This window comes from Cupriavidus sp. FW305-27 (assembly GCF_058787995.1).
Genome location: NZ_JBYTAG010000001.1, coordinates 67836 through 84729 on the forward strand (window position 1 = coordinate 67836; position 16894 = coordinate 84729).

19 protein-coding genes are annotated in these 16894 nt (G+C 65.2%); 13 read left to right on the plus strand and 6 right to left on the minus strand.

Annotated features, from left to right (window positions below):
- Positions 1-18: 18 nt before the first annotated feature.
- From AC3WRI_RS00310 to AC3WRI_RS00320, 3 genes are read left to right on the plus strand one after another with little or no spacing between them, the layout of a single operon-like run.
- Entirely contained in the window at positions 19-1248 is a 1230-nt protein-coding gene (locus AC3WRI_RS00310; protein ID WP_492292305.1) for a CaiB/BaiF CoA transferase family protein, read from the plus strand.
- Entirely contained in the window at positions 1245-2255 is a 1011-nt protein-coding gene (locus AC3WRI_RS00315) for an NADPH:quinone oxidoreductase family protein (protein ID WP_010812754.1), read from the plus strand. Before AC3WRI_RS00310 ends, AC3WRI_RS00315 begins: the two co-directional genes overlap by 4 nt.
- Positions 2256-2308: 53 nt before the next feature.
- Positions 2309-3256, plus strand: a complete 948-nt coding sequence (locus AC3WRI_RS00320) for a tripartite tricarboxylate transporter substrate binding protein (protein ID WP_051398610.1) — start codon at positions 2309-2311, stop codon at positions 3254-3256.
- Positions 3257-3336: 80 nt separating this feature from the next.
- On the opposite strand, the gene AC3WRI_RS00325 is transcribed toward AC3WRI_RS00320, so the two are convergent.
- Together AC3WRI_RS00325 and AC3WRI_RS00330 are read right to left on the minus strand one after the other, a co-directional pair.
- Complete coding sequence (locus AC3WRI_RS00325; protein WP_492292306.1) at positions 3337-3747, minus strand: type II toxin-antitoxin system VapC family toxin; 411 nt, start codon at positions 3745-3747, stop codon at positions 3337-3339.
- On the minus strand, positions 3744-3995 hold the full coding sequence (locus tag AC3WRI_RS00330) for an antitoxin (RefSeq protein ID WP_010812751.1): 252 nt from the start codon (positions 3993-3995) through the stop codon (positions 3744-3746). The genes AC3WRI_RS00325 and AC3WRI_RS00330 overlap by 4 nt, the downstream gene beginning before the upstream one ends.
- A 418-nt stretch (positions 3996-4413) precedes the next feature.
- Between AC3WRI_RS00330 and AC3WRI_RS00335 the strand changes: the two genes are divergently transcribed.
- The 8 genes from AC3WRI_RS00335 (at position 4414) to AC3WRI_RS00370 (ending at position 12586) form a co-directional block, all read left to right on the plus strand.
- Entirely contained in the window at positions 4414-5589 is a 1176-nt protein-coding gene (locus AC3WRI_RS00335; protein WP_011617589.1) for a branched-chain amino acid ABC transporter substrate-binding protein, read from the plus strand.
- An 80-nt stretch (positions 5590-5669) separates the two neighbouring features.
- A complete protein-coding gene (locus AC3WRI_RS00340) occupies positions 5670-6599 on the plus strand; it encodes a branched-chain amino acid ABC transporter permease (protein WP_013953596.1) in 930 nt (309 codons plus the stop codon).
- Complete coding sequence (locus AC3WRI_RS00345) at positions 6586-7797, plus strand: branched-chain amino acid ABC transporter permease (protein ID WP_492292308.1); 1212 nt, start codon at positions 6586-6588, stop codon at positions 7795-7797. Before AC3WRI_RS00340 ends, AC3WRI_RS00345 begins: the two co-directional genes overlap by 14 nt.
- A complete protein-coding gene (locus tag AC3WRI_RS00350) occupies positions 7794-8576 on the plus strand; it encodes an ABC transporter ATP-binding protein (RefSeq protein ID WP_011617591.1) in 783 nt (260 codons plus the stop codon). The genes AC3WRI_RS00345 and AC3WRI_RS00350 overlap by 4 nt, the downstream gene beginning before the upstream one ends.
- Positions 8573-9286, plus strand: a complete 714-nt coding sequence (locus AC3WRI_RS00355; protein ID WP_010812746.1) for an ABC transporter ATP-binding protein — start codon at positions 8573-8575, stop codon at positions 9284-9286. Before AC3WRI_RS00350 ends, AC3WRI_RS00355 begins: the two co-directional genes overlap by 4 nt.
- Positions 9287-9301: 15 nt before the next feature.
- On the plus strand, positions 9302-10606 hold the full coding sequence (locus tag AC3WRI_RS00360; protein ID WP_010812745.1) for an amidase: 1305 nt from the start codon (positions 9302-9304) through the stop codon (positions 10604-10606).
- A gap of 15 nt (positions 10607-10621) precedes the next feature.
- Positions 10622-11938 carry a M20 family metallo-hydrolase gene (locus AC3WRI_RS00365; RefSeq protein ID WP_011617592.1) on the plus strand — a complete coding sequence of 439 codons (1317 nt, stop codon included), beginning with the start codon at positions 10622-10624 and terminating at the stop codon, positions 11936-11938.
- A gap of 57 nt (positions 11939-11995) precedes the next feature.
- Positions 11996-12586, plus strand: coding sequence for a helix-turn-helix domain-containing protein (locus AC3WRI_RS00370; RefSeq protein WP_010812743.1), 591 nt, complete (start codon positions 11996-11998; stop codon positions 12584-12586).
- 83 nt (positions 12587-12669) lie between these two features.
- Here the strand turns inward: AC3WRI_RS00370 and AC3WRI_RS00375 are convergent, their stop codons facing one another.
- The 3 genes from AC3WRI_RS00375 to AC3WRI_RS00385 all read right to left on the minus strand — a co-directional run bounded on the left by AC3WRI_RS00375 (position 12670) and on the right by AC3WRI_RS00385 (position 14359).
- Entirely contained in the window at positions 12670-12981 is a 312-nt protein-coding gene (locus AC3WRI_RS00375) for a hypothetical protein (RefSeq protein ID WP_011617593.1), read from the minus strand.
- Between the two features lie 172 nt (positions 12982-13153).
- Positions 13154-13615: a transposase gene (locus AC3WRI_RS00380; RefSeq protein WP_010812741.1), complete on the minus strand. Its 462-nt coding sequence runs from the start codon at positions 13613-13615 to the stop codon at positions 13154-13156.
- Positions 13616-14155: 540 nt separating this feature from the next.
- Positions 14156-14359, minus strand: a complete 204-nt coding sequence (locus AC3WRI_RS00385; RefSeq protein WP_010812739.1) for a hypothetical protein — start codon at positions 14357-14359, stop codon at positions 14156-14158.
- A 143-nt stretch (positions 14360-14502) separates the two neighbouring features.
- Between AC3WRI_RS00385 and AC3WRI_RS00390 the strand changes: the two genes are divergently transcribed.
- Positions 14503-14811 (plus strand): EthD family reductase, encoded by a 309-nt coding sequence (locus tag AC3WRI_RS00390; RefSeq protein WP_010812738.1) that lies wholly within the window; start codon positions 14503-14505, stop codon positions 14809-14811.
- 74 nt (positions 14812-14885) lie between these two features.
- On the opposite strand, the gene phaP4 is transcribed toward AC3WRI_RS00390, so the two are convergent.
- The gene (gene phaP4 / locus AC3WRI_RS00395) at positions 14886-15455 is read right to left on the minus strand and encodes a TIGR01841 family phasin PhaP4 (RefSeq protein ID WP_011617595.1); all 570 of its coding nucleotides are present in this window, start codon (positions 15453-15455) and stop codon (positions 14886-14888) included.
- A 1020-nt stretch (positions 15456-16475) separates the two neighbouring features.
- Here phaP4 and AC3WRI_RS00400 point away from each other — a divergent pair.
- The gene (locus AC3WRI_RS00400; protein WP_010812735.1) at positions 16476-16850 is read left to right on the plus strand and encodes a hypothetical protein; all 375 of its coding nucleotides are present in this window, start codon (positions 16476-16478) and stop codon (positions 16848-16850) included.
- Positions 16851-16894 lie beyond the last annotated feature (44 nt).

Here is a 16894-nt window from a genome sequence, read left to right on the forward strand (position 1 = left end):
ACCCACCTTTCGAACGCCATGTCCGCACTGCCCGCTTCCGACCTGTCCGACACCGACCTGCCTTTCGCCGGCCTGCGCGTGCTCGACATCAGCCAGGGCATTGCCGGCCCGTATTGCGCGCACATCCTGTGGCAGCAAGGCGCTGGAATCGTCAAGGTCGAGCCGCCCGCGGGCGACTGGGGCCGCAAGGTCGGGGTCGTGCGCGGCGATACCAGCGCGCTGGCGATCGCCTATAACGCCGGCAAGCGCAGCGCCTGCATCGACGCCACCACTGACGCCGGCAAGGAGGTGCTGCTCGGCCTTGCGCTGCAGGCGGACATCGTCGTGCAGAACTTCCGCCCTCAAGTGGCGGAACGGCTGGGCGTGGGCTATGCGGCGCTGGCCGCGCAGCGGCCAGCGCTGATCTATGTGTCGATCAGCGGCTATGGCCCGGATGGTCCCTATGCCGACTATCCGGCTTCGGACTCGGTGATGCAGGCCGACTCCGGGCTGATGTTCGCCAACCGTGGCGCCGACGGTGGCGCGCGCCGCATCGGCATGCTGCTCGCCGACGCCGCCACCGGCCTCTATGCCGCCCAGGCCTGCGCCGCGGCGCTGTGCCGGCGTTTTCGCAGCGGGCTCGGCGGCCATGTCGAGCTGAACCTGTTCGATGCCTGCTGTGCGCTGCAGGCCAACAACCTGCTCGAGCATGCCATCGGTGGCCCGACGGCCGCCGGCCCGGTGAGCGCGCCCAATGGCGTCTATGCCAGCAGCGACGGCAGCGTGACGCTGCTGGCGCTGAACAACGCGCAGTTCGCCAAGCTATGCCATGCGCTGGACCGCACCGGCTGGCTGGAAGACCCGCGCTTTGCCGACAATGCCGCGCGCATGGCCCACGCCGCGCTGCTGAACCAGCAGGTGGCCGAGCAGATCGCCACGCGCACGACCGCGCAATGGCAAGACATCCTCAGCCGGCACGACGTGCTGCATGCCCCGGTGCGCAGCTATGACGACGTGCTGGCGCACCCGCAGGCGGCATACCGGCAGACCTTCCAGACGATCGCGCAGCCGGGGCTCGGACCGCTGCCCTTCGCCGGCATCCCGGCGCGCGACATGCGCCGGGATGCCGCCCCGGCGCCGGCCAACGGCGAACATACCGTGCAGGTCCTGCGCGAGGCCGGCTTCGGCCAGCAGGCCATCGACGCATGGCTGCAGCAGGGTGTGGTGCGACAGGCGACGGCCCCCGCGGCCAAGGCAGGTGTGCAATGAAGGCGCTTGTCTGCAAGCAGTTCGGCGGCGTGCAGGACGTGGCGCTGCAGGCCATCCCGGAACCGGTGCTGGCCGACCCGCATGCGGTCACGATTGCCGTCGAGTACGCCAGCGTCAGCCACGCAACCGGCCTGATGATCGCCGGCCAGTACCAGCGCCGGCCCCCGTTGCCCTTCGTGCCCGGTACCGAAGCGGTCGGCCGCGTGGTGGCCTGCGGTGACGCGTGCACGCGGCTGCGTCCCGGCGACCGGGTGGTGGCGATCGCGGACTGGGGCTGCTTTGCCGAACAGGTCACCGTGCCCGAGTACACCGTCTACCGCGTCCCGGATGCGCTGCCGTCAAAGGCCGCGCTGCCGATCCCGATTTCCTATGGCACGGCGTATTGCGGGCTGGTGTGGCGCTGCGCGCTGCGCCCGAATGACACGGTGCTGGTGCTTGGCGCCGGGGCCGGTGTCGGCCTGGCTGCCGTGGAAATTGCGCGCCAGCTCGGCGCCACCGTCATCGCCTGCGCCAGCACCGAGGCCAAGCGTGCCGACGCGCTGCGGCGCGGCGCCACGCACGCGCTGGCCCCGGCGGACCTGGCGGCATCGGTCAAGGCGCTGACGCACGGCCGTGGCGCGGACGTAGTGGTGGACCCGGTCGGCGGCGACCTGTTCAACCAGGCCCTGCGTGCGGCGGCGGCGAACGCGCGCATCCTCAGCATCGGCTTTGCCAGCGGCACCATCCCGCAGGCCCCGGTCAACCTGCTGCTGGTCAAGAACCTCACGCTGCACGGGTTCTTCTTTGGCCGCTACATCGGCTGGACGCCCGCCAACGAGCGGGCCGAGCATGCAACGGCGCTGCAGGAGGTCATGGCGACGCTGTTCGATTGGGCCGCGCGGGGCAAGCTGGAGCCGACCGTATCCGCGGTCTATCCGATCACCGGCCTGGACGACGCCCTGGCCGCGCTGGAATCCCGCCAGGTGGTGGGCAAGGTAGCCATAAAAATCAAGGAGACAGAGACGTGAACAACCGATACCAGAAACGACTTCCGGCTTGGCCGCGGCTGCGCGCGGCACTGATGCTGGCGGCAGCCGCGGCCGCGCTGCCGGCTGCCGCCGTCGCGCAGGACTTCCCGCAGCATCCCGTGCGCATGGTGCTGCCCTACCCCGCCGGCGGGCCCACCGACCTGCTCGCGCGCGTGGTCGCGGTCAAGATGGGCGAGAGCCTGGGCCAGAGCGTGGTGGTCGACAACAAACCCGGCGCCAGCGGCATGATCGGCGCCGAAGCCGTGGCGCGCGCTCCCGCCGACGGCTACACCATCCTGGCCAATGCCTCGCTGCATGTGATCAACCCCAGCATTCAGCCGAAGATGCGCTATGACTCCTTCAAGGACTTCGTGCCGATCACGCAGCTGGCCGACGTGCCGCTGGTGCTGGTGGTCAACAACGCCTCGCCGGTGAAGACAGTGCAGGACCTGATCGCCTACGCAAATAGCCAGGGCGGTGCGCTCAACTTCGGCTCGGCGGGCAATGCCTCGGCCCAGCACCTGGCCGGCGAATCGTTCAAGCTGGCGGCAAAGGTGCCGATGCAGCATGTGCCGTACAAGGGCAGCGCGCCGGCGCTGACGGACCTGATGGGCGGCCAGATCCAGCTGATGTTTGATTCCATGCCGTCGGCGATGCCCTTCATCAAGTCCGGCAAGCTGCGTGCCGTTGCCGTGACCACCGCGCGGCGCGCGAGCGCGCTGCCAAACGTGCCCACCGTCGCCGAGTCCGGCCTGCCCGGCTTCGACATCAGCACCTGGTATGGGCTGTGGGCGCCGCGCGGCACGCCGGCCCCGGTCGTGGAAAAGCTGGCCGCGCATGCGGCCGGCGCGCTGAAGCGGCCCGATGTGCGCCAGCAATATGCCGACATGGGCGCCGAGCCGGTCGGCTCCTCACCTGGCGACTTTGCCCGCTACAACGCTTCCGAAGGCAAAAAATGGGCGGAAATCGTGCGGCGCTCGGGGGCCAAGGCAGACCAGTAGCGCACGGCGGTTGCCGCAGGACTGGCCGATGCCGGGTGTCGGCCAGACGCGCAGTTGGCCAATCTTTCAGATTGCTGCGATCAATTTCCGGTCGGAACCGTCCAGTCCTCCACCACCAGGCCAGGGACGCGCCGGAATGCCTGGTCATTGGTCACCAGCACCGCGCCAGTCTCCAGCGCGTGCGCGGCGATCAGCAGGTCCAGTGCCCCCACCGGCTGTCCTTGGGATTCCAGCGCAGCGCGGGTTTCACCATAGCCGGCCATCACTGAAGGGGTCCAGGGCAATACCTCGACCCTGCGCAGCAACTCGTCGACCGCGCGCGCGAGGCGCGCTGCGCCGGGACGCTTGGCCAGCCCGTACATCAGTTCCGCACCGGTGATGGCTGACAGGCACAGCGCCACCATCGGCGCTGCCGTCACGCGTGCCACGACTGCCGGATGTGCCCGCAACAGAAGGCTCACGATATTGGTGTCGAGCATGTAGCGCGTCATTCGAGACCCGCCAGCGGATCCCTGGCTTGCTCGCCCTGCGCGCGGTCGGCCATAAAGTCTTCCGGCACGGCGCTGTCCTTGATGGCAGCCAAAAAGCCGTCCCAACTCTCCGGCCGGCGCGACAGGATCACGTCACCGGTGGACGGGTCACGGCGAATATATACCTCGCGCTCGGCGAAGCGGAATTCCTGCGGCAGCCGTACCGCCTGGCTGCGGCCGGTGGTGAAGATCTTGGCAGTGGTGCTCACGATATTTCCTTTGATAGATACCAAAAGATATACCGTCATGCGATGGATATCAAGATAGCTACCACTAGCTGTATCTGTGGGATGTCTAACGAGATGGGACGAAAAATGCGCTAAGCAACACCTACGTCCCAGCAATGCTTCGTCCCTTGTTTTGCTCTGCGGCGCACCGCAACCGTGCACCCATGCGCCCGGATTGAGCACGGGCTCCCCCTCATTTCCCCAGCGCCCATTCAAAGCTACGGGTTTTCGCTCGTTGAACGTTGGCATGTCTGTTGCATAGTATTCAAGTGACTTGAATATGGTGCAGGCAGCTTTCCAAGAGCTTTCCCGGGCGTCCACACGCGCCTTGCATCGGTTCGGGTCGGTGACGCCGCGCAGCGGTCCGTCCAATTGTCCATGCAACCCAGGGGGGAAGAGAGTGCGCAAGAAACACACTGCAGTAGCCGCCGCCATCGCAGCCGCAGCGACCGGAATGGTCCTGACGGCAGCACCGGCGCAGGCCAAGGATGTCGTCAAGATTGCCTTTGTCGGTCCGCTGACCGGTGGCGTGTCGTCGATCGGCCTGGGCGGACGCAATTCCGCGGACCTGGCCGTGCGCTTGCGCAATGCGGACCCGAAGGCCAGGTACACCTATGAACTGGTGGTGCAGGACGACGAGTGCCGGCCGAACGTCGGCGTGCAGGTGGCGACCAAGATCGCGGCGGACAAGTCCATCGTTGCCGGCGTGACGCACTTCTGCTCTGCCGTGGCCATGGGCACAGTGGGCGTCTACAGCCGCTTCGGCATGCCCGCCGTGGTGTGGGGCGCCGTGCTGCCCGAGGTCACCTATGGCAACAAGTTCAAGGAGATCCATCGCGTCAACGGCACGATGATCAACCAGAGCGAAGTGGCGGCCAAATTCATGACCGGGCTGGGCTACAAGAAGTGGGCGATCATCCATGACACCACCGACTATGGCAAGGGCCACAACAAGTATTTCAGCGAGTTCCTGAAGAAGGACGGCGGCACCATCGTCGGCACGTTCGGCGTGACAGCCGATCAGCAAGATTTCACCACGGAGCTGACTAAGATCCGCGAACTGAAGCCCGACGTGGTGTATTTCGGCGGCCTCACGCCGCTGGGCGTGCGCATCCGCACGCAGATGGACAAGCTCGGCATCAAGGCTCAGTTCGAGGGCACGTCGGGCATCAAGTCCGATGCCTATATCGAAGGCGTGGGCAAATCGCTGTCGGAGGGTTCGCTGGCGTTCATCGAAGGCGCGCCGGTAGAGAAGCTGGCGGGCGGCCAGTTCTTCATGGAACGCTACACGCAGCAGAAATACGGTGAACCGCCGGAAGCGTACGGCCCGTTTGCGTTTGCCGCGGCCAACCTGATCATCGACGCCGTGGAAAAGGTGGGCCCGGACCGCAAGAAGGTGCGTGATGTGCTGAACGGCACCAGGGACGTGAACACCATCATCGGCAAGGTCACCTTCGACGACCACGGCCAGAACGTGGTGCCGCTGATCACCAAGTATGTGGTGGAAGACGGCAAGTGGGTGATCTGGGAAGACAGCACCTACGGCAAGGGCAAGAAGAAGCTGACCGGCCTGTAAGCATGGCGGCCGGGTTCGGGGCAATCCTGCCCCCGCCCGGCCCCGCGCCCGCCTGGGCATCCGGAATTCGGGGGATACCGATGAGTGTATTAGGGCAGTACGTCTTTAACGGGCTGATGCTCGGGATGATCTACGCAATGGTGGCGGTAGGCTTCACGCTGTTCTTCGGCGTGCTCGACGTGATCAAGTTTTCTCATGGCGATGTGCTGATGGTGGGTGCGTTTGCCGGGCTGGCGGCATCAGCCGGCGTGGTGGCGATGCATGTGGATTCCCCGTGGCTGCAGCTGCTGGCCATCGTGGTGTGCGCGGTGACGGTGACCGGCCTGCTGGGCGCCGGCATCGCCCGCGTCCTGATCCTGCCGCTGCGCCGTGCGCCGCCGCTGAACACATTGCTGGCCACGCTGATGCTGGGCACGGTGCTGCGTGAGGCGGTCCGGCTGTTCTACCCGGACGGCTCGAACCCGAAGCCATTTCCCGCGCTGCTGCCCGCTGGCGAGTTCACCATCGGCGCGCTCTCCATCCGCGCGGACAACCTGATCCTGCTGGCCGCCGGCGTGGCCATCATCCTCGGCGTGCATCTGCTGATCACCCGCACGCGCTTTGGCATGGCCATTCGTGCCGTGGCCCAGGATGGCGAAACGGCCCGGCTGATGGGCATCAACTTCGAGGTGGTGGTACTGGTCACGTTTGCGCTGGGGTCCGCCATGGCGGCACTGGCGGGCGTGATGAACGGCCTCTACTACAACGAGATCAACTTCAACGTCGGGCTGCTGTTGGGGGTGATCGGCTTTGCCGCTGCCATCCTTGGCGGGCTAGGCAATATCTACGGTGCCATCCTCGGCGGCTTCCTGTTTGCGGCGCTGCAGGTACTGGGCAGTGCCATGTTGCCGGCCCTGGTGCCCGACATCCCGAGCGCCTACAAGGACGTATTCGCCTTTGCCGTGGTCATCGTGCTGATGGCCTGGAAGCCGACCGGACTCATCGCGGAGAAAGCCAGTGAACGTGTCTGACAACGTCTCGAAGCCGCTGCCGGCGGCCTCCGCCGCCACGGCCGAGGGCCCCCAGCGGCGCCCGGCCATGGTGCTGGCCATCTCGGCCATCGCCCTGGTGGCTTATCTCTACTTCTTCCTGCATGCGGAATCGCAACTGGCGGTAGCCGTGCTGCTGGCGCTGGCCGGGGCCGCGGTGTTCGCGGCGGGCCGGCTGGGCCTGACGCAGGCCGTGGAGCAGGCAGCATCGCGGCGGCCAGGGCAGTCCAGGCTATGGACGCTGGCCGGCACGCTGGCGCTGGTCGCGCTGTTCCACGAGAGCCATTTCGTCCTGCTGATGCTGTGTGCCGTGCTGCTTTACACCACCGCCTGCCTGGGGCTGACAGTCCAGTTCGGGTTTTCCGGCGTGTCCAATTTCGCGGGCGCGGCGTTCTTTGGCATCGGCGCCTACACCACGGCCGTGCTGGCCACGCACACGGGCATTCCTCACGTGCTGGTGATCGTGCTGTCTGGCCTGGCGGCGGCCGTGATCGGCTCGGTGCTGGTTGCGCCCGTGCTGCGCACGCGCGGCCACTATGCGGCGCTGGTGACCATCGCGTTCGGCATCCTGTTCAAGACCTTCCTTGAGGTCAACGACGTGCTGGGCGGGCCGCAGGGCCTGCAGGTGCCCGGGATGACGCTGTTCGGCTTCGCGTTCAATGAGGGCGTGACACTGTTCGGCGTGGACGTGTCGTTCTACGCCAGCTATGCGCTGCTGAGCCTGCTGATCTGTGCGGGCACGTTTGCCGTGGTCAAGGCGCTGGAGCGCTCGTGGGTAGGCCTGGCGATGGACGTGGTGCGCACCGACGAGACCGCCGCCGCCGCGTTCGGCCTGCACATCGCCCGGTGGAAGGTGATTGCGTTCATGCTCGGCAACTTCTTTGCCGGCATCGCCGGCAGTGTCTACGGCATGGTCACTGCGTTCGTGGCGCCCAACAACTTCACCTTCGCCGACTCGCTGCTGATGCTGTCGATCGTGATCCTGGGCGGCCTCGGCAACGTGGTGGGCCTGGTGCCGGCGGCCATTATCGTGCTGGTGCTGCCCGAAAAGCTGCAGTTCATCCAGGAATACCGCTTCCTGTTCTACGCGGCGCTGGTGATCGCCATCCTGCTGTTCCGCCCGGACGGCCTGATGCCGCGCAAGACCCGCCTGTTCTTTCCCCGGGAGGATGCGCAATGAGCGACGCAATGATCCAGGTGCGCGACCTGACCATGCGCTTTGGCGGCCTGACCGCGCTGGACAACCTCCAGCTCGAGATCCGCCGTGGCGAGATCCTGGGCCTGCTGGGCCCCAACGGCTCCGGCAAGACCACGTTCTTCAACGTGCTGACGGGGCTGTACAAGGCAAGCGCCGGAACCATTACCTATGACGGCAACAACGTCATCGGCAAGACGCCACAGCAGATCTACCGCAGCGGCGTGGCGCGGACGTTCCAGCGTTCGCGCTTGTCGCTGCCGCTGACGGTGTTCGACAACATCGTGATCGGCGATTACCAGAACATGCGTCACGGGCTGGTCTTCAACCTGTTCCGGCGCAAGGCGTTCCGCGCCGAGTACGAACGCTACGTGGAGTCGGTGCGCGAGCTGCTGGGCATCTTCAGCCCGCCACTGGTGGCGCGGCTGTTCGAGCCGGTGGAAACGTTCACGATGATCGACCGCCGCCGCATCGAGGTGTGCCGGGCCCTGATGAGCCGCCCCCGCCTGCTGCTGCTCGACGAGCCTTCGGCGGGCATGACGCATGACGAGACCCATGAACTGATGGACGACATCCTGCAGGTGCGCGGCAAGCTGCAGGACCTGTCGGTGGTGCTGATCGAGCACGAAATGAACGTGATCGAGCGCATCACCGACCGCTGCATCGTGCTGAACTACGGCAAGAAGATTGCCGAGGGAACCTACGCCGAGATTACCGCCGATCCCGACGTGCAGACCGCCTATCTGGGGGAGGAAGCCGCATGAGCGACAGCACACTGCGCGTGGAAGGGCTGACCACGGGCTACGACAGGGTCAACGTCCTGCACGATGTCTCGATCGAGGTGCCGCCGGGCAAGATCACATGCATCCTTGGCGCCAACGGCGCCGGCAAGAGCACGCTGATCCGTTCGATCCTGGGCCTGACACCGCCGCGCCAGGGACGCATCCTGTGGGACGGCACGGACATCGCGGGCGAGAAGACCCACAACATCATCGCACGCGGCATCTCCTGCATTCCCGAAGGCCGCAAGGTGTTCCCGCGCATGACGGTGGCCGAAAACCTTGCGCTGGGCGCATTCCTTGAGGCGGACCCGGCCAGGGTGCGCGAGCGCATCGAGCGCGTGTACACGATCTTCCCCCGGCTGCGCGAGCGCGCGGGCCAGCTCGCCGGCACCATGTCCGGCGGCGAACAGGCGATGGTGTCGATCGGGCGCGGACTGATGGCGCAGCCGCGGCTGCTGGTCATCGACGAGCCGTCGCTGGGCCTGTCGCCGCTCTATGTGAAGGAAAACTTCAAGGTCATCCAGCAGATCAACGAACTGGGCATGACGGTGCTGCTGGTGGAACAGAACGCGCGCCAGACGCTGGCCATCTCACACCAGGGCTATGTGCTGACCCAGGGCCGTGTCGTGGCCCAGGGCACCGCGCAGGCGCTGCGCGAGAACGATGAGGTTCGCGCAGCCTATTTCGGCTGATCCGGAGAACATGCGATGGACGACTTCCTCGATCTTCCGGTCCGCACGCTGGCGGCGATGGTGTCGCGGCGCGAACTGAGCGCCGAAGCGGTGGTCCGTGCGGCACTGGCCCGCATTGCGGCGCAAGACGCAGGCATTCTGGCCTGGCAGCACGTGGGTGGCGACACCGCCGTGGCGCAGGCGCGGCGGCTGGATGCCGGCGGCGCGTCAGGCGCGTTGCCGGGCGTCCCGCTTGGCGCCAAGGACCTGATGGATACAGCCGACATGCCGACCACTTATGGTTCGCCGATATACGCCGGACATCGGCCGGGCGTGGATGCGGCGGCGGTGGCACTGGCCCGATCGGCGGGCGCGGTCGTGGTCGGCAAGACCGTCACCACCGAATTCGCCACGTTTCAGCCGGGGCCGACCCGCAACCCGCGCGCGCCGGCGGACAGGCCCCGCACCCCCGGCGGCTCGTCGAGCGGATCGGCCGCCGCCGTCGCCGCAGGCATGGTGCCGCTGGCCTTCGGCACACAGACCGCGGGATCGATTGTGCGGCCGGCCGCCTATTGCGGCGTGGTGGGCTACAAGCCCACGCATGGCACACTGCCGCTGGCCGGTATCAAGCCGCTGGCACCAAGCCTGGATACGGTGGGCGTGCTGGCCCGCCGCGTGGACGACGCGGCCTTCTTCATCGGCACCCTGGCGCGCGATGCCGCGCTAGCGGACGCGTCGACGCTACGCCACGCGCCGCTGCGCATCGGCATTTGCCGCACGCCGCATTGGGAACGTGCTGGTGCCGATACACAAGCCGCACTGGACACCGCGATCCGTGCGCTCGAACGCATCGGTGGCACGGTGCGCGACTTCAACCTGCCGCAGGCTTGCCACGGGCTGACTGAAGCCCAACTGGACATCATGGCATTCGAGGCACTCGCCGCATTCGCGCCGGAAGCACGCGAGCACGCAGAAGACTTCAGCGCGGCTTTCGCGCGCCAGCTCGAAGCGGGCCGCGCCGTCACCGGCCAGCGCTTCCATGTCGCGCTGGCATACGCGGAAGCGGCCCGCACGGCGTTCAACACGGCGATGGCAGGATTCGACGTCGTGCTGGCCCCGAGCGCCGAAGGCGAAGCGCCTGCTGGCCTTGGCGCCACCGGCGATCCGATTTTCTGCCGCATGTGGTCGCTGCTGGGCACCCCATGCGTCCATGTGCCGACGGGCACCGGCGCCACCGGCATGCCGGTTGGCGTGACCGTGACGGGGCCGCGCCATGCCGATGCCCGCGTGCTCGGCATGGCTCATCGCCTTGAGCAGGCGCTTGGCGCCAGCCTTGCCTGATATCTGGAGACCAAATTGACCGTATCGAACCCGCCCCCCCTCGCCAACGCACAAGCCATTGCCGAACGCGCACAGGATCATGTGGGCGCCGGGCGCCTGGCCGCATCGCTGGCAGCCCTGGCCAGCTTTGGCCTGCGCCACGACGGCGGCGTTTCCCGCGAAACACTGACCGCGACCGACCTGGCCGCCCGGCGCCACCTGATCGACCAGGCACGCGCGCTGGGCTGCACCGTCGGCATCGACGATTGCGGCAACCTGTTCTTCCGCCGCCCCGGCCGCGAAGACCTGCCGCCGGTGCTGACCGGCAGCCACGCCGATACCCAGCCGGTGGGCGGCAAGTACGACGGCGCGTACGGCGTGCTGGCCGGCCTGGAAGTGATTGCCGCGCTCAACGCGGCCGGCATCGAGACCTTGCGCCCCATCGAGGTCGTGTCCTGGACCAACGAGGAAGGCAGCCGCTTCGGTCCCGGCGCGATGGGGTCGAGCGCTTTCGTCGAACCCGCCCGGCTGGCAGGCTATCGCGACGTGGCTGACGCCGCCGGCATTCGCTTCGGCGAGGCGCTCGATGCCGCGCTCGCGGAAAGCCACGATGTCACCAGAGTGCCGATGGCGCGGCCCATGGCGGCATGCGTCGAACTGCACATCGAACAGGGGCCGGTGCTGGAAGGCGCAAATGTGCCGCTGGGCGTGGTCACCGGCATCCAGGCGGTGCGCTGGTTCCGCGTGGAATGCACGGGTACGATGGCCCATGCCGGCACCACGCCGATGGCGGTACGATGCGATGCGATGGCCGCGGCCGTGGCCATCGCGCAAGACCTGTACGCGCTGGCGCCGCGCCATGCGGCCACCCCCGGCACTCCTGAACTGCGCCTGACGCTGGGCCGCTGGAGCGTGGCGCCGAACTCGGTCAACACCATTCCCGGCCACGTCACGTTCACGGTCGATATGCGCTGCCTGGACGACGCCGCGCTTGACCGCGCCGAAGCGGCACTGCGCGCGGTGTGCGTCAGGCACGCACATGCGCCCGAAGCGGTCACGGTCACGCGCTTCTTCCATCGCGAGCCGACGCATTTCCCCGAGGCCATGCTGGGCACCATCGAGCGCGCCTGCGCGCGTGCCAGCCGCAACGCCGGCCGCGCGCTGCCGGTGCGGCTGACCTCCGGCGCGTTCCACGACGCCATGTACCTGGCCGACCATTGCCCCACGGCGATGATCTTCGTGCCAAGCAAAGGGGGCATCAGCCACAATGCCGCCGAAGATACGGAAGGCGCCGATCTGTTCCTTGGAGCCCAGGCACTGGCTTACACTGTCGCCGAACTGGCCAGCCGCTGAACGCATTGACGTACGGCGCCTGGTGGCCGACCCAAGTCCAACCAATTCCGAGCCTGCATGGCAAAGACCGAGCAACCCACACCTGAAGCGGCCGACAGCAAGTCGGCCACCCTGACGCTTGGCGTCAAGCTGCGCCACGCCCGGCTGGTGGCCGGCTACACGCTGCTGCAGCTCGCCGGAAAGGCGGGTTGCTCGGAAAGCCTGATTTCAAAGATTGAGCGCGGGCTGGCAACCCCGTCGTTTACCACGCTGCACCGGCTGGCCGTGGCGCTGGACACCAATATCGGCGCGCTGACCAGCGACGAGGAGCCAAACCAGTCACCGATCCTGCGGCATGGTGAACGCCCGGTGATCCGGGCCGGCGGCGTGGCGCTCGAACGCGTGGTGCTGCCCAAGCGTGGCGGCCTGCTGCAGGCCAACATCCACATCGTCTGGCCCGGCGAGGCCAGCGACGGGCAGATCGAGCACCAGGGCGAGGAAGTTGGCTACGTGCTCGAAGGGCAGCTCGAACTGATGCTCGGCGACGACGTCTACCTGATCGGCCCGGGCGATGCTTTCACGTTCTCCAGCCAGGTGCCGCATGGCTACCGCAATGTGGGCGACGTGGTGGCCAGGGTGCTGTGGGTGAATTCGCCCGCCACCTTCTGAGACGGGAGCGGGCTTGCGCAGGGAAGCCCGTGGCTCGGGTCAGGCCCGCACGAAGGCAGACTTGGCTCAGAGCCCCGACGGCTTCAATCGTCATCGTGCCAGCGGTGCCACTCGCGATGGCGCCGCCTCCACTCGCGTTCCCTCCACCGCTGCTCGCGCCACTGTTGTTCACGCCATGCGCGTGCCTGCCAATCGTCGTAGTAATCAGGCGCCACTACCACCGGGCGCGGAGCAACGTAGACAGGGGCCGGTTCGTAGTACACCGGGGGCGGAGGCGCTGCAACCACGACACCTGGAATACCGATGCCAATTCCGACGTCTACCCTTGCCTGGGCGGCGCCAGACGCAAGCATGGATGCGACTGCGATTGCACAAACTGCCAGGATCTTCTGCATGATGCTGTTCCGTCGAATGTTGCCAATACCTTATGGCGTTCTCGCCCTGTTTGGTATGTGCAGAACCTAAAGCTGGTTACCTCGTGTAACGGCGGCAGGTTGTGACAGTTGACCACGGCGCTTGAGAGTCTTGTAAGGCTTTGTATCCACTGCGAAGTCAGAGGCTGTCGCATCAATCCTTGTTACGGTCTCTGCCGCGACCGTTGCCACCGTCGGCGTCACGATTCCGCCCACGGTCATCACCGCGGTTACCGCCACGGTCATTGCCCCGGTCCCCGCCATGCTCTCCGCGCCGGTCCCGGCCGCGATTCTCTGCTCGCTCATCGCCCCGGTTCCATCCACGCTTCTCGCCGCGGTTTTCGCCTTGGTCTCCACCACGGTTCCAGCCGCGGTTATCACGGCCGCTCCAGTCACGGCCCCTGTTTCGCTGCTCGTCCCGGTCCCAGCCTCGATCCCAGTCACCGCCCCACTTTCGGTTGCCGCCGTAGTACCTTCCGCCGTCCCAATCGGAGTAACCGCCGCCGTAAATCGGACGCGAGTATCCGCCGTGGTAGTAGCCGTCATCATAGGGAGCGACGGCGCAGCCGGTGAGAAGTGCTGCCGTGACCACGGTGAGCACAAATAGGGGTTTCATGGTGACCTGCGCTTGCAGTTGGCGAATTTGCCGCAAGGATACCGACGGGCACCTCCCCCGGTTGTAAGAAATCGTGTCCCGAGCGCGAAGTCGCCGATGACGGCAGCACCGATCGTCAACGTGCCTGAGATGGCGAGCCAGTCGGTGCAGGGATCGAAACGATTTGGGGTAGCCGCATGGGGCTACAAGCCGGTCTTAGTGTTCTCGACGCATGCTTTTGCGTAAGCGATTGCTTCGGTCATTGCCTCGCCCTCGCTATTGAACGAGGCTTTGATCTTGTGCCGCAAGCCTGGGACAAACTCGTTTGCGTGATCGATTCTTCGCTCGAACAATACCGATGCCTCCCAGGTCCCGGACTTAGACTTCCAGACCGTGCAGTGGCAGTAGTACTCCCCTTCTTCGACCCAGACATGGCTCGACATGGCGACCTCCCAGCGTTTCGAGGCATCCTAGCATGACGAAAGAACGCACCATCCGGCATCAACTGCGGCGGCGCATAGGTGCCAATCCGTGGGTCTGGGTGGGCGATTTCAGAGGGGTTCAGCCGTGATCATCTACCCACGCTTTCGCCCAGGCAATGCCGGCTGCCGCGGCACGCTCAAACGAGGGGTAGTACCCCAAGGGATCCGATCCTTCTTCGATGCGGCCGTCCTTCTCAACTGCACCGGATGCCTCGAAGGATCCGTCGCCAAGCTGCTTTGCAAAGCCGCGGACGATGTAGCCCTGGTAGCTTTCGATTGTCATGACGACCTCCGACTTAGATAGGAAAATCGTAGCATGAAGAAACTGGTCAACCCGACCCTCTGACAGAAATGGGGTTCACCCGCCATAGGGACGATACACTTGCAAGCTCGGGCTATATCAAACTCACGCTTGGAGGAACCACGATGGCAAAGCTAGTGGTGCTATACAAGAAGCCTGCGGACACGGCGGCGTTTGATTCATATTACTTCTCGACCCATGTTCCGATCGCCAAGAAGATCGCCGGCCTGCGACGCTACGAGGTCAGCAGCGGCCCGGTTGCAAGCCCGGCCGGCGATTCGCCGTTTCACCTGGTTGCGGTGCTGAGCTTCGATTCGCTGGCGGCGCTCCAGCAGGCAATGGCTTCGCCTGAGGGCGCCGCAGCAGCAGCTGACCTGGCCAATTTTGCCCAGGCCGGGGTTGACATGCTCATCTTCGACACGAAGGAAGTTTAGGCCGGCGGCGGTGCAAAGCACATGGCCGCCCCCAGCGCTCCGCCTCTTCTGGCCTCCCAAGAGCCAAAGCCGACTTAATTTGCAGCTGCCTTTGAGGCCTGTGCTGCGCGACGTTGCATGCCTTTCGAGGCCACCTGCGCAGCAGTATTGAAGCTGCTCTCGGCCGCTTGCACGGCCTGTTTTGCCGTCGTTTGCATCGACTCATAGAGCGTAGTGGTCGCGCTGACGGCCTCCTGCCAGGCAGCCAATGGCGCCGCCGCCGCGCCGCTGGGCGTTTGGCTCACCACGCTTCCAAGGAAGTCGTGCAGACCCTGCTTGCCTGCCGTGTACTGGACCTCGGCGACCTTCTCGAACTCCGCCCGGGTGGCGGCGAGGATGTCGTACAGTTGACGACGATATGCCAGTACATTGTCGGCCGCGGGTTGAAATAACGCGATTTGCAATTCGACCAATTCTTGCGGGTCCTTGGCTGAGAGCGCTTTCCTTGCGCCTTCTCGTGAATCAGCCAGCGCCGTCTTCATCGCTTGCAGATTCAGCTCCAGCAGTTTTTCGAAGCCTTCAAAGGCCTTGCCGGTCAGCCCGGTCAGGGCTTCAATGCCTGCCATCTGGACCTTAATGAATTGCTCGGGGGACCACTGAGTCATCTTGCGTCTCCTAAGTGCGACCCGCCACCTGAGCTATCCGATGAGAGCTCCGACGGGACCGGAATCGAGTGGAAAACAATTGCTGCATCGTGACCCTGGCAGGCCACGCCGATCAGACGAAAGCGCGCCAACGCCGGCAGTCGCTTCCAGCTAAAGCAATACGCTCATAAGGAGGCCTGGCGAGCCTGACCCTCGCTTGCGCGAACTCGCCCGAGGGCTTTCAGAAAAGCGTAGCCCTGGATTGTCACCTGAGGGCGGCTGTGGTTTGGCCCAAGGCGCTCAAGCGTAACCAGTTTATACGCGAGCAGCGCGTCCATATCCGCGCGGTCCAGCCCCGTTGGGTCGGAGCTGCCGCTTACCAGCACAAGCGTGGCGAATTCATGATGACTCAGCACAGTCGTCTCCCAAGCTGTAGGTTTACTTTTGCTACGGGACTTCACTACTGTCCGTGACAGCCGGCCTGGTTTGCACAGGCCGCTTGTTTCGTCTCGGACGCGAGGTTCTGGCTGGCGGGTGCTTGTTTTCGCACCCGGAACGTTCATCTTAGTTGCTCGCCACCTTGTGTTCAATGTGATTGCAAGCATGTTTGCCGTAATCCCCGGTATTTTCTCCTTTACCAAAACGTGCGCAGGGGCAGATCAACGAATATCGCAACATGACATACATTCAGGTTCGGGAGCACCATTCGCCGACCGACCGGACGGCTTGCATTAGCGCAACTCGCCGAGGTCCGCTACCGATATGTCGCTGCTGGGGAAAGGCATGGAGCTTCAGGCCGAATGAGGACCGCTCTGCGTCAAAAAAAACGCGTCGCCGGAGTGGTGACGCGGGTGGTAGTAGCAGGACTTCAGGGCGATTCTATATTGACTTAGATTTTTCTTACGTCAGAATTAAGCAAGACCTTGACTCTCCAGATCTGAAGCCAAGGGGCAAGGTGAGCAGGGCAACGCTGAGTTGAATTCAGTAGCACATTGAATCAGACCGGCAACCCCGCGCGGGATGGTGTGAGTGGAGGCAGAAATGACAACGGCTCGGGCTGGAACCAAAGGGGAAGCCATCAGGCTCCTGGAGGCAGAGGGGGTCGCGCTGGTCGAGCTCGACTATGAGTCAGGTTGGCAAGATGCTATTGAGCTCGGGCGCCTTGGTAATAAGGTAGGGATACGGGTGGAGTACCGCGGACACGAAAGCATTGCCGTGAAGTCCCTCGCGGCGCTCATTGCTGGCCTCAGCCGGCCGAAGGTGTCCTTCCGGCAACGGAACCTGTACTGCCAGTTTGCATTGGACCAGCTGGCAGCCAACGAGTTGGTTGCCTTGGAGACAAAGGCCATGAAGGCTGGCGACTACATCCTGGCCGGGCACCTGCTGCGGGACGTCGATGCCGTTTGGACTGAGTAAGCCTGGATCGAGGGGATTTTCCTCGGATTCGGCGATCGGAAATT